14 protein-coding genes are annotated in these 13,648 nt (G+C 61.3%); 2 read left to right on the top strand and 12 right to left on the bottom strand.

From position 1 onward, the window contains the following. Window positions 1-71 precede the first annotated feature (71 nt). The 4 genes from EBS11_RS03375 to EBS11_RS03360 all read right to left on the bottom strand — a co-directional run bounded on the left by EBS11_RS03375 (window position 72) and on the right by EBS11_RS03360 (window position 6,245). A complete protein-coding gene (locus EBS11_RS03375; protein WP_290600547.1) occupies window positions 72-1,298 on the bottom strand; it encodes a hypothetical protein in 1,227 nt (408 codons plus the stop codon). Between the two features lie 2 nt (window positions 1,299-1,300). Continuing rightward, window positions 1,301-2,410 (bottom strand): nucleoid-associated protein, encoded by a 1,110-nt coding sequence (locus tag EBS11_RS03370; protein ID WP_290600546.1) that lies wholly within the window; start codon window positions 2,408-2,410, stop codon window positions 1,301-1,303. 332 nt (window positions 2,411-2,742) lie between these two features. Beyond that, window positions 2,743-3,810, bottom strand: coding sequence for an alpha/beta hydrolase (locus EBS11_RS03365; RefSeq protein WP_290600544.1), 1,068 nt, complete (start codon window positions 3,808-3,810; stop codon window positions 2,743-2,745). Between the two features lie 71 nt (window positions 3,811-3,881). Beyond that, on the bottom strand, window positions 3,882-6,245 hold the full coding sequence (locus EBS11_RS03360) for a heavy metal translocating P-type ATPase (protein ID WP_290600543.1): 2,364 nt from the start codon (window positions 6,243-6,245) through the stop codon (window positions 3,882-3,884). Window positions 6,246-6,343: 98 nt separating this feature from the next. On the opposite strand from EBS11_RS03360, the gene cadR reads away from it, so the two are divergent. Continuing rightward, window positions 6,344-6,778: a Cd(II)/Pb(II)-responsive transcriptional regulator gene (gene cadR / locus EBS11_RS03355; RefSeq protein WP_131369443.1), complete on the top strand. Its 435-nt coding sequence runs from the start codon at window positions 6,344-6,346 to the stop codon at window positions 6,776-6,778. 52 nt (window positions 6,779-6,830) lie between these two features. Here the strand turns inward: cadR and EBS11_RS03350 are convergent, their stop codons facing one another. From EBS11_RS03350 to EBS11_RS03330, 5 genes are all read right to left on the bottom strand, one after another. Next, entirely contained in the window at window positions 6,831-7,268 is a 438-nt protein-coding gene (locus EBS11_RS03350; protein WP_290600541.1) for a hypothetical protein, read from the bottom strand. Between the two features lie 13 nt (window positions 7,269-7,281). Continuing rightward, the gene (locus EBS11_RS03345) at window positions 7,282-7,662 is read right to left on the bottom strand and encodes a hypothetical protein (RefSeq protein ID WP_290600540.1); all 381 of its coding nucleotides are present in this window, start codon (window positions 7,660-7,662) and stop codon (window positions 7,282-7,284) included. A 103-nt stretch (window positions 7,663-7,765) separates the two neighbouring features. Next, the gene (locus EBS11_RS03340; protein WP_290600539.1) at window positions 7,766-8,317 is read right to left on the bottom strand and encodes a DUF4142 domain-containing protein; all 552 of its coding nucleotides are present in this window, start codon (window positions 8,315-8,317) and stop codon (window positions 7,766-7,768) included. A 100-nt stretch (window positions 8,318-8,417) separates the two neighbouring features. Next, window positions 8,418-9,071: an SMI1/KNR4 family protein gene (locus EBS11_RS03335; RefSeq protein WP_290600538.1), complete on the bottom strand. Its 654-nt coding sequence runs from the start codon at window positions 9,069-9,071 to the stop codon at window positions 8,418-8,420. Further along, window positions 9,068-9,472, bottom strand: a complete 405-nt coding sequence (locus EBS11_RS03330) for a MerR family transcriptional regulator (protein WP_290600537.1) — start codon at window positions 9,470-9,472, stop codon at window positions 9,068-9,070. The genes EBS11_RS03335 and EBS11_RS03330 overlap by 4 nt, the downstream gene beginning before the upstream one ends. A 69-nt stretch (window positions 9,473-9,541) precedes the next feature. Here EBS11_RS03330 and EBS11_RS03325 point away from each other — a divergent pair, with 69 nt between their 5' ends. Beyond that, entirely contained in the window at window positions 9,542-10,333 is a 792-nt protein-coding gene (locus tag EBS11_RS03325; RefSeq protein ID WP_290600535.1) for an SDR family oxidoreductase, read from the top strand. A 6-nt stretch (window positions 10,334-10,339) separates the two neighbouring features. Here the strand turns inward: EBS11_RS03325 and EBS11_RS03320 are convergent, their stop codons facing one another. From EBS11_RS03320 to EBS11_RS03310, 3 genes are all read right to left on the bottom strand, one after another. Next, window positions 10,340-11,629 carry a divalent metal cation transporter gene (locus EBS11_RS03320; protein WP_290600533.1) on the bottom strand — a complete coding sequence of 430 codons (1,290 nt, stop codon included), beginning with the start codon at window positions 11,627-11,629 and terminating at the stop codon, window positions 10,340-10,342. A gap of 5 nt (window positions 11,630-11,634) precedes the next feature. Continuing rightward, window positions 11,635-12,759, bottom strand: a complete 1,125-nt coding sequence (locus EBS11_RS03315; protein WP_290600532.1) for a catalase family protein — start codon at window positions 12,757-12,759, stop codon at window positions 11,635-11,637. A gap of 92 nt (window positions 12,760-12,851) precedes the next feature. Continuing rightward, window positions 12,852-13,625: a class I SAM-dependent methyltransferase gene (locus EBS11_RS03310; RefSeq protein WP_290600530.1), complete on the bottom strand. Its 774-nt coding sequence runs from the start codon at window positions 13,623-13,625 to the stop codon at window positions 12,852-12,854. Between the last annotated feature and the right edge of the window lie 23 nt (window positions 13,626-13,648).

The following is a 13,648-nucleotide window of genomic DNA, read 5'->3' as shown; positions in this document are numbered from 1 at the left end:
TACTATGTCTGAAACTAATTTCCTTCAGGAAATAAAGAAGGCGGAAAATTTCCGAAGCACTGTTCATGGCGCTAGGGGAATTGACTTGCGATCAAAAGGCATATCTCGCTCAAACGTAATTGTGAGCGATCATTTAATACATAGATTGCGCCTCCAAGTGGTAATAGTGCAAGGACTCCGAAAATTATAAATGTGGCAATTAAAGTAAAATATTGAATATCAGCATTTCTTCTTGCATTACTTATTGGTTTGCTTAATTTTAATGGAAATTTCGATACGTCATACTGAGAGAAAATAACTTCAAAGCTTCCGCGCAAACGACGCACCTGTAACCATTGATTAATCAAAATGCCAATAAAAATTAAAGATACGCAAGCCAAACCGATAAAGCCAATTGCAAATTCTTCGCTTGAATTAGCTTTTCGCAATAGTATAATTGCTGCCAACGATACAGGCAGTGCCAGCAACTTACCAGAGATATCGCCGAGAACTGCGCTGAGTTTTGTGGCATGTTCTATTTCCGTTGTGGCGATTTCCTTGCGAACTTTTTCAAAAGAGTATTGATGGATGAATGCCAAAAAATTATGATGATACTTTGACAGAACATCGCCCCAATTTTTTACCAAATACTGGAATCGCTCTACTTCGCCCACTACTGAATTTAATATATCTGCAATCGCCAATCGCATAATAGTCAGTCGCTCTTCAACATGTACATCATTTTTTCTATTTTTGGAAAGTAATGACTCCAAAAATTTTATATGCGGCAAACAATATTCCAATAATTCTTCTGTCACCTTGATATCTATCAGCAATGTCTTCGCTGGCGACTTCCCATCAGCCGCCACAACAAAAACCAATCTATTATCGCGCGATGTATTTTCTATTTGGAAGCTATTTTGAACAGCTAACTTGGAAATTGCTCTAATAAACCTACATAGTGTCTCAAGTTTACGCATTGCATCAGGAATTGCCACATCTTTGGAGTAGTAGTCGATGTCACATATATAAAATTCCTCTGAAATACTGCCAAAATTCAGTGTGGGTGTAAATAGAAGAAATTCCGCGAAATTTTGATAAAATCTTCCTGATTCGGAAGCTGGCAGATTAAATTCGACATCTAAGTGAAGTTCATAAATTTCCTTATGCGAAAACGACCCAAAATGGCTAGCAAGTTTATCCACTTCCTCAACTAGCGAAGCTATTGATTGGTCAATGGCACCATTAAAGAAGAACTTGTTCCCCTCAACCTTTGGGAAATTTAGTGCTCTATATAGTTCAACGATCTTAGAGAACATTTTTATCTTTGCTTGAGTTCAGATTCAATATCCGAGATCAATTTTTCCCCTAGGTTGGTGAATGTTAGTGTTTTTTTATCTTCATTATATATGATGGCTGCATTTGCGGTTAGTCCTAACATACCCTGCTCAAATTGCATCGTCCAGTTTGCAGTCTCCCCCTTAATCATAGTTTTCTTTCGAAGGGTAGGTGCATGAATTGCAAACTCGGCAGGAATTTTTGTTCGTTCATCATTTAAGAATTCCTTCAGTTGGTCAATTATTGCGCTTTGTCCTTCTGTAAGCGTGGCTATTGCCGCGTAAACCAAGTCATTGAGGACTGCATTTTCTTTCGCATCAAGTTTCTTTTTTAAATAGGCAATAACACCATTGCATGCTGCACTTCGATGTGGTTTCAGTTCTGCGCTAGAAAAAAATGTGCGGACAGCAGATATTACATTTCCAGTTGCTCGTGAAGATGAAATTCCTTTTGTGCATCCCAATGCTTTGACAAAGTAACCCGATGCCAAATTGTGGGTGCCTTGACCGACAAAAGACAAATAGGTTCGTTCTTCCACTACATCTTCATCGTCATCATTAGAAAGTCCTGGTTGCGCCGCAACTTCAACGTATCTCGATAAATTGATACGTGCAGCTTGATGAACCTTAGATAAATCTATTTCTGTAACAGCAATCGGCACGTAATCTTTATCAAGACTAACCCCGCCTCGTTGTTTGATCATGGCAACAAGTATAAATTTCTTATTATCAATCAAATAATATGAAACCAAAATATGTCCGCCGGTAGAAAATGACTCTGACTCGGAAGCGGCTGCTAGTTCATCAACTGCAAGATGACTCATGGAAATAAATGCAGCTGCATCCAATGGTTTTGAAGAATAGCAATCAAATTCAGCAGGGAATTTCCCCTGCCGCATATCATTCGAAAATTGCCCATAACTAAGAATATTGCCGGGTTTTCCTAACAATGCGGAGACCCCCTGCACAAGCGACATCACCGCCGGAAGTTCATTCTTAAGTAGTGCCGTTTTTTTTACTATATTGGTGGCGTAGGACTGTTTTGATTCCTTGGTAAAGCTATGAATGATCGCGTATTTCAGTTCAAATGACATGAGTATCCTTGAGTGAGACATTCTATCTATTGCTCAATATGCATCTCTTCTGCGAAATTATGCATATGGTGATTCCATTGCGGGAACTTTTTCTTCATATATCGAGTTTTTTTACATTTCCGTCCATTATAGGAATAGTAGCACTATCTAATCTCATCCAGGTTGCCAATATTTTTCTCCAGTTACACGGTTCATTATTTGGAGTAAAGAAAATAATCTCAGTAAAATCAACGATGGCAGCAATAGCTCACACAACCGTCTATGAGTGGAAAGCAAGCTCATAGGATGCAATGCTGTGCATCCCATGTACACTGGTGGCTTGCTGAGATAAATCAGTGACCGGTCATCGGCGCCACCTGCTCGCGCAGGACCTTCCATTGCGCGTCGAGCATGGCCTGGTTCGGGTCGTGCCCGGCCCGTTGCACCACGGTAAACCCCTTCGCCGGTGCCGTGATGCTGTCGAAATAGGTGCGCGCGATGGCGGGCGAGGTCAGCAGGTCGGCTTCGCCCATGACGAGAAACACGGGCAAGTCGAAGCGCGTGCCCAGCGCGGGCAGGTCGATGCTGGCGAACATGCCGTCGCCGTGCAGGCCGATGAATTGCAGGTAGGAATAATCGTCGGCCGCCTCGGCGGCGGCCAGGGCTGCCGGCGTGGCGTAGAACGGTGCCGGCTGCCACCAGTGTTTCGGCGGCGCATCCGTAGCCAGCGCTTCATATTTGCGGTCGAAGCGGCGCAGGATGCCGAAGTTGCGCGGGTCGCGCCATGGCGGCGCACCCAGCGCCGCCAGCCTGTCCACCGTGGCCGTATCGCCGGCCGCCTGCGCCAGCGCCAGAACCTCCCGGTACATGCCCGCCTCGTTCTGCCGCGCATTGACCACCTGTGCCGCGCCCACATAGGCGTGGAACAGGTCGGGCCGGGCCCTGGCCATGTGCACGCCCAGGATCGAGCCCCAGGAACTGCCCATCAGGATGACCTTGTCCTGCCCCAGGCGTTGCCGCAGGTATTCGGCCACGGCGATGCCGTCGTCGCGCATCTGCGCCACCGTCAGGGGCACGTCGTCGGACGGGCGCTGCTGCGCGTACGTCATGCCCGCGCCCCGCTGGTCCCACTGCACCAGGGTGTAATCCTGCTGCCAGCCCGCATAGATGGCATCCGCATACGGACTCAAGGCATTGCCGGGACCGCCATGGATGAAGAGGATGACGGGATTGCGGCAGGCCGCGCCCGTGATCGTGACCCATTGCCCGATGCCGTTGATGGGCACGTAGCCCTGTTCGCGCAGGGGCTGGGCGGGCGAGGCGCAGGCGGTGGCAGCGGGGGGAGGCGGGCCTGTGGCGTGCAGGCAGGTCAGCGGCAGCAGCAGGGCGGCCAGCACGGTGAGGCGGAGCAAAGGAGGCATCGGCTACCTTGGGACGGTTGTGGACAGCCCCAAAGTAGCGTTTTTTACATGAATTGTCCAGATGAAACTATTTATGCCTGGGACGAGGCCTGCTTGCTGCCGCGCAGCAGGCGCAAGCCGTTGGCCACCACCAGCAGGCTGGCGCCCACGTCCGCGAACACGGCCATCCACAGGGTCGCCATGCCGGCCAGGGCCAGGCCGAAGAAGACGGCCTTGATGCCGATGGCAAAGCTGATGTTTTGCACGAGGATGGCGCGCGTGCGGCGGCTCAGGCTGATGAACTCGGGCAATTTGCCCAGTTCATCGTCCATCAGGGCCACGTCGGCCGTCTCAATGGCCGTGTCGCTGCCGGCCGCGCCCATGGCGAAGCCGATGTCGGCCTGCGCCAGGGCGGGCGCGTCGTTGACGCCGTCGCCCAGCATGGCTACCACGCCGAAGCGCTGCTGCAGGGCCTTGATTTCATCGAGCTTGTTTTCCGGCAGCAATTCCGCCTTGACGAGGCTCACGCCCACCTCGGCGGCGATGCGCTGCGCCGTCAGCAGGTTGTCGCCCGTCAGCATCACGGTGGCCACGCCCAGGGCATTCAGGCGGGCGATGGCGGACGCGGCCGTCGGACGCAGCACGTCGGCCACGGCGATCACGCCCAGCGGACCCGCTTGCGTTGCCAGTACCATGGCCGTGTAGGCTTGCTGTTCCAGGCCCGCCAGGATGGCTTGCAGTTCCGGCGTGAGGACGTTCAGGTCCGCCATCAGGCGGGCATTGCCCAGGTAATACGTCTGGCCGGCGATGCTGCCGCGCACGCCGCGCCCGTGCAGGGCGGCAAACTGGGTGACGGCCAGGTGGCGGTCGGCGGGCGGACCCGCCTTGACGATGGCGGCGGCCAGGGGGTGGGCCGAGTTGGCGTCCAGGCTGGCGGCCAGCAGGAGGATGGCGTCGCGGCCGCCGCCGTCCATGGCCACCACGTCTGTGACGGCCGGCTTGCCCATGGTCAGGGTGCCCGTCTTGTCGACGGCGATGGCCTTGATGCGGTAGCCCGTTTCCAGGAATTGCCCGCCTTTTACGAGGATGCCGCGCCGCGCGGCCGCCGTCAGGCCGCTGACCACCGTCACGGGCGTGGAAATGACGAGGGCGCAGGGGCAGGCGATGACCAGCATCACCAGCGCCTTGTAGACCCAGGCCATGAACGGCTGGCCCAGCAGCAGGGGCGGCAGCACGGCCACGAGGACGGCGAAGACGACGACGGCGGGCGTGTAGTAGCGGGCGAAGCTGTCGACGAAGCGCTGCGTGGGCGCCTGCTTGCCCTGCGTTTCCTCGATCACCTTGACGATCTTGGCCAGGGTGCTGTTGCCGCTGTTGGCCGTCACGGTGACGTCGAGCACGCCCCGTTCGTTGATGGTGCCCGCATACACGACGTCGCCCACGGTCTTGTCGACCGGCATGCTTTCGCCCGTGATGGGTGCCTGGTTGACGGACGACTCGCCGCTTTGCACAAGGCCGTCGAGGGCCACGCGCTCGCCCGGCTTGACGCGCATCAAGGTGCCGATGGCTACCGAGGCAACCGGTACTTGCTGCCATGCCCCGCCCGCGCCGGCGACGGTCGCCACGTCGGGCGCCAGCTGCATCAGGCTTTGCACGGCGTTGCGGGCGCGGTTCAGGGACAGGCCTTCGATCAGTTCGGCGATGGCGAAAAGGAAGATGACCATGGCCGCTTCCGGCCACTGGCCGATGGCGATGGCGCCGAAAACCGCCAGGCTCATCAGGAAATTGATGTTGAGGGTGAAACTTTTCAGGGCGATCCAGCCCTTTTTCAGGGTCGGCCAGCCGCCCGTCGCGATGGACAGCAGGGCCAGGGCGATGACGAGGGGCGAGCTGTCCGCGTGCGTCGTCCACGCCAGCGCCTCGGCGCCCGCCGCGGCCAGGCCGGAGACGACGAGCAAGCCTTTTTGCAGGCCGGACAGGCTGCCTTCGGCCGGATCGCGCACGATGGCGGCGCCCGTTTCCATGGGCACGGCCTGCATGCCGATGCCGTGCAGGGCCGCTTCCACCGTGGCCAGCGAGGGCAGGGTGTGGTGGACGTCGAGCACGCGGTTCATCAGGTTGAAATCGAGGCCGACGACGCCGGCCATGTTCGCCAGCTTGTTGCGGATCAGCCGCTCTTCCGTGGGGCAATCCATGTTGACGATGCGGTACTGCACCGTCCGCGCGCCGGCGATTGCGGCGCTGGGCAGCACTGGCGCGGCCTGGGCGGCAGGCGTGGACGAGCAGGCGTGCTGGCTGGAACAGCAGCCGGCGGCCTTGGGCGCCGTGGCCGGCTGCGCGCCGTGCGCATGATCGTGGCCCTGCGCAGGCGGGTGCCCGTGGCCGTGGTCTGGGCCGTGGGTGTGGCCGTGCCCGGAAGCATCATTCTGTGCGTGGTTATGGGTATCGTGCGGCATCGCATCATCCTTCAGGATTCGTGTATGCTTGCATTAGAAACCCTGTAGCCGCTACAGGGTCAAGCAGAATTTGCACGAAAGAATGAAAAGGGGATGCCATGCGTATCGGAGAACTGGCCAAACGGACGGATTGTGACGTGGAAACCGTGCGTTACTATGAAAAGGCGGGGCTGCTGCAGGAACCGGGCCGCAACAGCGCCGGCTACCGCGAATACCGGGAAGAGCACCAGGAACGGCTGCAATTCATCCGCCATTGCCGCTCGCTGCAGATCGGCCTGACGGATATCCGTGCCTTGCTGGAGTTCAAGAACAACCCGGCCGAAGGCTGCCAGAGCGTCAACGAGCTGCTGGACCACCACATCCTGCGCATCGCCGAACAGATGGCGAACCTGCAAACCCTGCAGCAGCAGCTGGTGACCCTGCGCCACCAGTGCGACCAGCCGCAGCCGTCGCAAGATTGCGCCATCCTGCAAAACCTGTCCGAAGCAGCCAGCGGCCACGACTGCGCCTGCCATACCGATCTGCCGCATTGATCGCTTGGCTGCCGGAGCTGCGATGCAGTCGGGGTGAGGCGCCGGCGGCGCCTTACCAGGTGGCCGGGTCTTCCGCCGCCGCCCTGGCCAGGTCGTCGCGCCAGTCCTGCTGCGCCAGGGCGTAAATGTCCGCGAAGAAGGCGCGCGGATCGTCCATTTCGTCCCAGCGGGCGGGCAGGGCATGGGTGCTTTCCGGGTCATGCTCGAGGATGGCGGCAAAATCGTAGGCCGGGTCTTGCAGGGCGCGTTCGAGCACCTGCAGCAGCAGGTAGCGGTGGCGGTAGCTGAGTTCCTTGTATTGCGAGGTGATATCGCGGCGTATCAGGGCCGCGCGCTGGGCCGCATCGTTCATGTCCCAGGCATCGAGTTCCACGCCCAGGGTTTCCTCGCGGTCATACACGTCGTAAGGGCCGAGGAAATGGTGCAAGGTGGGAACGTAGAGGGCGTCGCCCCAGGGGCCGCGCAAACCCTTTTGTTTCACTTTTTGCATGCTGACTCCCCGTTCACGCGCACTCGGGCAGGGTCCAGCCCTCGTAGCCCAGGTCGGTGGGGTAGATGGCGCGGTTCTGGCCCCAGCGGGCATGGTCGAGGATGCCATCTTCGTGCATGTCCAGCACCCATTCCGTGCTTTCCAACAAGGTGCCATCCTTGTGATAGACGCGGAAGAAATTCGACGTGCTGAAGGCGCGCACGATATTTTGCGGCACGCCCGTGCCGTAATGGGGCACGAGGGTCTTGATCACGCACGTACCCCGCTCGTTCCATTGCTGCGCATACACGGTAGCGTTGCGGGCGGCGGCCACCTTGATGAACAGCCAGCCTGCCAGCAGGATGAGGAAGAGGATGGCGGCGGCGGTCAGGCCGGTTTTCTTGAGTAGCTGCATGAGGTCATGGCGGCGCCAAAAACGAAGTTGCCGCATTGTATGCCAAGAGGGGAAATACTTGCCGTACAGCACGTACGGCAAGTATCTACCCGCTTATTGCCGTCTATTTCGCCAATGCCGCGTGCAAGGCGTTGGCCATGTCCAGGTGATGTTGCAGCGCTGGCAGGGTTTTGACGGCAAAGGCCTTGATGTCGGGATCGCTGGCCTTCTGGCTGGCATCCGTGAACAGTTTCACGGCATCCTTGTGTGCCGCCACGCCGATGCTGGCCGCATATTCCGTGTCGAACTGCCGGCCTTCCAGGCGGCCCAGCTTGTCGAGCTGCGCCTTGTGGCGGGCGCCCGGCGCGTCGCTCACGGCGATCTGCTTGCTGCCGGCCAGCTGTTTCAGCTCGTCGGCCACTTGCGTATGCTGCGTCACCATGGCATCGGCGAACTGTTTCACGTCGCCATTGCTGCTCTTACTCTGCGCCAATTTGCTGGCGGCGATTTCCGTGCTGCCCGCATCGGCGGCCTTGCTGAGGAATTGCTTGTCGTACGCCCCCGGCGCGGCGGCCGCGATGCTGTTGATGGCGATGCCGCTCAGGAGGGCCACGGCGGCGCCGATGGCGACGCTTTTCAGGGACGGGGTGCGGGAACTGGTGGTGGCTATGCGCATGGGAAATCCTTTCGTGTGTGGTTTTTTCTGCAAGCTGATGACAATGTTAAGCCAGCCGCCTGCGCACACCCATAGGACACACACGAGGATTCCCGTAGGACTAGTCCTGTTCGCTGGCGTACAGTTCGACTTGTTTAAGAGCAAACAAGGCGGCCAGGCCCGCATCGCGGCGCCAGGCGGGCATGCCGATATCGAGCCACTGCGCCATCGCTTCCAGGTGCGACGGGGCCGAGACGCTGTGTTCGAGTTCGTCGAGCACCGTGTCGCGGTCGATGTACAGGCTGTCCAGCCATGCATCGAAGGAGGGCGCCAGCACGATGTAGCCATGGGCGCGCTTGCCCGTCCAGCCCGGCAACTCCTCCACGTAGGCCAGCACGCGGCCGCCCCCGTCGTCCGTCAGGTCGAGGAAGAGCATGGAATTGCCGCCGTCGCGGGCGAAGGGCAGGATTTTCTCGGGCATGGCCAGGTGCTGGCGCGCCGCGCGGATCTCGCCGACCAGGGTTTCATCGCAGAAATCGCCGTCGTCGGCGCTGAAGAAGGTATTGAAGCCCATCGTCTCCACGCCGCCCTCGCCATCGGGCACGTCGCAGGCGTAGTCGCAGCAGGCGCCGTTGGCCACCTGCAGGAAGGCGAGGAAGGCGGGCGGCAGGGGCGCTTCCAGCAGGGCTTCGATGGCGGCGACCTGGCCCGGCGTGGGCGGCGGCTTGGCGCCTTCGATTGCCAGGTGGCGGTAGCGGGTGTAATAGTTATTCATTGCTTATCCTTGTCAGTCTGCCATCCTGTTGCCGGCGCGCCATCCGCACAGCCCGTCTCCACCTTGGCCAGCGCATCGACGAGGCCGGCGCGCAGCACGGCCATCGAGCGGGCCTTGTCGTCGATCTGCGCGATCTTGGTTTCCAGCATGGCCCGCTTGGTGTCGCCATCGAGGGCATTTTCCTGCCACACGGCAATGACCTCGGCGATTTCCTTCAAGGTAAAGCCCAGCGCCTTGGCGTGGCCGATCAGTTCGATGCGGCGCAGGGCTTGCGCCGAGTATTCCTTGTAGTTATTCGTCATGCCCGGCTGCGGCGCCGCATCCAGCAATCCCTGGCGCTCGTAGAAGCGCACCGTGTCCCTGCTGACGCCCGTCAGGCGCGTGATTTCTCCGATGCGCATCGTTTTCCCTTGACCGTGGACCAAAGACCACAGTTTACAGTGAATTCCCTTTCACTACCCACACTTGCCATGACCACCTTCCAATATACCAAGCAAACCGTGCTGATCACGGGTGCCTCGTCCGGCATCGGCCGCGTCTTTGCGGAAACCCTGGCCGCGCGCGGCGCCCATTTGCTGCTGCTGGCCCGTTCCGGCGCCGTGCTCGAGGCGCTGGCCGCCGACCTGGCCCGTCGCCACGGCATCCGCGCCCATGCCCTAGTGGCCGACCTGGGCCAGCCCGGCGCCGCGGAAGCGGCCTACGCGCAGGCTTGCGCGCTGGGCATGGCGCCCGACGTGCTGATCAATAACGCGGGCTTTGCCACGCATGGCAGGTTCGAGACCATTTCCCTGGCGCGCCAGAGGCTGGAGGTGGCCGTCAATTGCACCGCCCTCATGGAGCTGGCGCACTGCGCCTTGCCGCACATGCTGGCGCAGGGGCGGGGCGCCATCATCAACGTGGCGTCCACGGCGGCCCTGCAGCCCGATCCCTACATGGCCGTGTACGGCGCCAGCAAGGCCTTCGTGCTGTCGTTCTCGGAAGCCCTGTGGGCGGAACACCGCCACCGGGGCGTGCGCGTGCTGGCCCTGTGCCCGGGCGCCACGGAGACGGCCTTCTTCGACGTGGTGGCCGCGCCCGAGGCGGCCGTGGGCAAGCGCATGGCGCCGCAAGCCGTCGTCGACGAGGCGCTGCGCGCGCTGGACCGGGGCCGCAGCAGCCACGTGGCGGGGCGGCCCAACCGCCTGCTGGCCTGGCTGCCCCGCCTGCTGCCCCGCGAAACCGTGCTGGGCATCGTGGAAGGCATGCTCAAGCCACGGGGTTGACGGGCATCAGAACGCCATGGCGGCGAACATGGCCAGCACGGCCACGGCCATGACCGCCGTGCACAGCCAGCCCAGCGCCCGCAGCCGGCGCGAGATGGTGAGCGTTCCCATGATGGCGGGGCGGGCGGCCATCCCCATCATCAGGGCCATGATGGGCACGGAGATGACGCCGTTGATGACGGCGCTCCAGTACAGGGCCTGGATGGGGTTGAGCGGCGTAAAGCACAGGGCCACGCCGAGCAGGGTGGCCGTGGCGATGATGCCATAGAATTTCTTCGCCGCCCGCGGTGCCAGTTCCAGGCTGCTTTTCCAGTGGAAGGCGCCCGCCATGGCGTAGGCGGCAGAGCCGGCCAGCACGGGGATGGCCAGCAAGCCCGTGCCGATGATGCCCAGGCTGAACAGGGCGAAGGCGAAGTTGCCGGCGATGGGACGCAGTGCGGAGGCGGCCTGGGCCGAGGTGTCGATGTGCGTGATGCCTTGCGCGCCCAGGGTCACGGCCGTCGTCAGCATGATGAAGAAGGCTACGAGGTTGGAAAAGCCCATGCCGATGGCCGTGTCCAGCTTGATGCGCTGGAATTGCAGCGGCGCCTGCTCGGGCGTGCGGCGCAGGGCTTGCGCGTCCGCGTCCGCCTGCAGGTCTTCCACTTCCTGCGACGCCTGCCAGAAAAACAGATAGGGGCTGATCGTCGTGCCGAACACGGCCACGATCATGGTGACGGAGGCCGCCGTCCAGGCCATCTTCGGCCAGACGGTGCGCAGCGCCACTTCGCCCCAGGGAATCTGCACGGTCAGCACGGTGGCCACGTAGGCCAGCAAGCCCAGGGTCAGCCATTTCAGGATGCGCACGTATTTTTGATACGGGATGAACACTTGCAGCAGCAGGGACAGCAGGCCGAAGCCCAGCGCATACAGGTGGGTGGGGCCGCCGATGATGAGGGTGAGCGCGTCGCCCATGGCGGCCACGTCGGCGGCGATATTGATGACATTGGCCAGCAGCAGCAAGGCGACGATGGCATACAGCAGGGGGCGGGGATAGTGGCGGCGGATATTCGTCGCCAGCCCGTGCCCGCTGACCCGGCCGATCTTGGCGCTGATGACCTGGATGCCCAGCATCAGGGGAAACGTCAGGCACACGGTCCACAGCATGCCGAAGCCGAACTGGGCCCCCGCCTGCGCATACGTGGCGATGCCGCTGGGGTCATCGTCCGCCGCGCCCGTGACGAGGCCCGGCCCCAGCTTGCCCAGCCAGGTGTCGGACGGGGCGGCCTTGTCTTGCGCGGGCGTATCGGCGGGCATGGCGCTCAGCCGGCGGGGAAAGCGGCGAGGTCGCGCGGTTCGCGGGCAATGTTGCCCGTGCGCTCGAAGCGGAAGCGGGCCGACATCGCATATGCGGCCTTGCGCACGCGCATGATGGAGCCGAGGGGGCGGTGTTCCAGCACGCCATGCCAGGGGCTGAAGGCCATGCCGTCGTCCACGGCGCGCGACAGGGCCTCGCTCCAGCCCGCCTGCGGCAGGGCCGTGAGGCGGGCCACGGGCAGATAGGGGCTGTCTTCTTCCGGCCAGGCGACGGAAGAGTCTTCCAGCGGCATGGTGGCGATGTCGCGGCACAGCTGGATGCGCACTTCCCACGTGGCCGCGTGGCGGCCGAAAAAGGCGACGACGGCGTCGCGCAAGCCGTTGGGCTTGCCGTCGAGGTCGACATGCGCGCCCCGCAAGGCCGCCAGTTCCGGCGACACGGGCACCAACGCCACCTTGGCCATGTAGGCGCCATACAAGATGGGCGCCTGGCTGTAGTAGGTTTCGCCCAGCACATGGGTTTCCGGATGGCCGCCCAGGCTTTTCAGGGTGCCGCTTTCGCCGCCCACGGCTTCGAGGGCCTTTTCCGCGCCCTGCAGCACGGTGGACAGGGCCTGCTTCAGGCGCGGCGCCTTGTCCGTGGTGCCAGCCAGCAACTTCAAGCTGCCGAGGAATTTCTTCGCGCTGGGCGCCAGGAAGGCGGGACCGTTGACGAGCACGAAATCCTGCGTGGCGGCCGGCGGCGCGCCGTCGTCCGCATCCAGGCTGGACAGCTGGATGCCCGGCACGCCGATGACCTTGACGGCCATGCCGCGCGGCACGGAAACCTTGTCGTCGAGCATGTCGCCGGGAATGGTGGAGATGCGCATGACGGCGTCGTAGCCGGCCGGCACGGCGAACAGGCCCTGCGCCAGTTCGGGCGCCAGGCCGTCCAGCACCTGCAGGCGGGCGCGCAGCAAGCCGTGGCTTTTCGCGTGCACGCTGCGCGTGGCGTGGCCGGAATCGGCATAGGTGGTGGCGGAAATGCCGTGCAGGGTCTGCAGCAGCTGCGCGCGCGTCTCCTGCTCGCCTTCCTCTTCATATTCGTAGCGTGCTTCGTAGGGCAGGGGCGGACGGGGAATGGCGGACATGGCTTTTCCTTGTGATGGGTGAGTGTGCTCCATCATTGCCGCCAACGCCACATTCTTCTGTTTGCTGGCATACACAGGCCGCAAATACCTGCCTATGCCGCCTTTTGCGCCACGAAGGCAGCCGTCCGGTAGGGCACGCCGATGCGCTCCCGGCCGCGCAGGGCCGGCTCGGACGCGATCAGCGCGCGGATCGCGTCGTCGATGCCTTGCCGTGCCTGCGGCGGCAGGGCGGCGATGAAGCTGGTGGAGCGCACACGGTTGAACAGCACGTCCTCGGGCGTGCCCGTGTGCTCCTGGGAAAATTGTGTTTCCTGCAATGGCGTCAAGCCCGCGTGGGGAAAGACGCGGCGCCAGGCGCCCGTGTAGTAGCGGGGCGTGTCGCCTTCGGCTTCGTTGACGATGGCGTCCAGCCTGGCCACCCAGGGCACGCTGGCGTCGCGCAGATTCCACACCAGGCCCAGCTTGCCGCCGGGTTTCAGCACGCGCAGGATCTCGTCGAGCGCCTCGGGCGTGGCGAACCAGTGAAAGGCTTGCGCGCAGACGACGGCGTCGACGCTGGCATCGGGCAGGGGAATGGCCGTGGCCGTGCCGGCCAGGGCGCGGACTTGCGGCAGGGCGGCGGACAATTTTGCCAGCATGGCCGGCACGGGTTCGACGGCAATCACCGTCGCGCCCGTGTCGACCAGGCGGGGCGTGAACTTGCCCGTGCCGGCGCCCAGGTCCAGCACCGTCTTGCCCGGCCCCAGGCCCAGGGTATCGCGCAGCCAGTCCGAGACGGCGGGCGGATAGTCGGGCCGGCCCTTGACGTAGGTATCGGCGCCGCTGGCGTAGCCGTCGGCGGCCGCGTGATGAATGTTGCTGCTCATGCAAGACTCCCGCAATGGTCGTG

The organism is Janthinobacterium sp., from assembly GCF_009923995.1.
Classification (GTDB): Bacteria; Pseudomonadota; Gammaproteobacteria; order Burkholderiales; family Burkholderiaceae_D; genus Janthinobacterium.
This window is presented reverse-complemented; position numbering and strand designations above follow the sequence as displayed.

Coding starts and splice junctions, on each gene's coding strand:
- EBS11_RS03370 (WP_290600546.1), bottom strand. CDS start 2,410: ATGTCATTTGAACTGAAATACGCGATCATTCATAGCTTTACCAAGGAA.
- cadR (WP_131369443.1), top strand. CDS start 6,344: ATGCGTATCGGAGAACTGGCCAAACGGACGGATTGTGACGTGGAAACC.
- EBS11_RS03320 (WP_290600533.1), bottom strand. CDS start 11,629: ATGCCCGCCGATACGCCCGCGCAAGACAAGGCCGCCCCGTCCGACACC.
- EBS11_RS03335 (WP_290600538.1), bottom strand. CDS start 9,071: ATGAATAACTATTACACCCGCTACCGCCACCTGGCAATCGAAGGCGCC.
- EBS11_RS03375 (WP_290600547.1), bottom strand. CDS start 1,298: ATGTTCTCTAAGATCGTTGAACTATATAGAGCACTAAATTTCCCAAAG.
- EBS11_RS03310 (WP_290600530.1), bottom strand. CDS start 13,625: ATGAGCAGCAACATTCATCACGCGGCCGCCGACGGCTACGCCAGCGGC.
- EBS11_RS03325 (WP_290600535.1), top strand. CDS start 9,542: ATGACCACCTTCCAATATACCAAGCAAACCGTGCTGATCACGGGTGCC.
- EBS11_RS03330 (WP_290600537.1), bottom strand. CDS start 9,472: ATGCGCATCGGAGAAATCACGCGCCTGACGGGCGTCAGCAGGGACACG.
- EBS11_RS03365 (WP_290600544.1), bottom strand. CDS start 3,810: ATGCCTCCTTTGCTCCGCCTCACCGTGCTGGCCGCCCTGCTGCTGCCG.
- EBS11_RS03315 (WP_290600532.1), bottom strand. CDS start 12,759: ATGTCCGCCATTCCCCGTCCGCCCCTGCCCTACGAAGCACGCTACGAA.
- EBS11_RS03340 (WP_290600539.1), bottom strand. CDS start 8,317: ATGCGCATAGCCACCACCAGTTCCCGCACCCCGTCCCTGAAAAGCGTC.
- EBS11_RS03360 (WP_290600543.1), bottom strand. CDS start 6,245: ATGCCGCACGATACCCATAACCACGCACAGAATGATGCTTCCGGGCAC.
- EBS11_RS03345 (WP_290600540.1), bottom strand. CDS start 7,662: ATGCAGCTACTCAAGAAAACCGGCCTGACCGCCGCCGCCATCCTCTTC.
- EBS11_RS03350 (WP_290600541.1), bottom strand. CDS start 7,268: ATGCAAAAAGTGAAACAAAAGGGTTTGCGCGGCCCCTGGGGCGACGCC.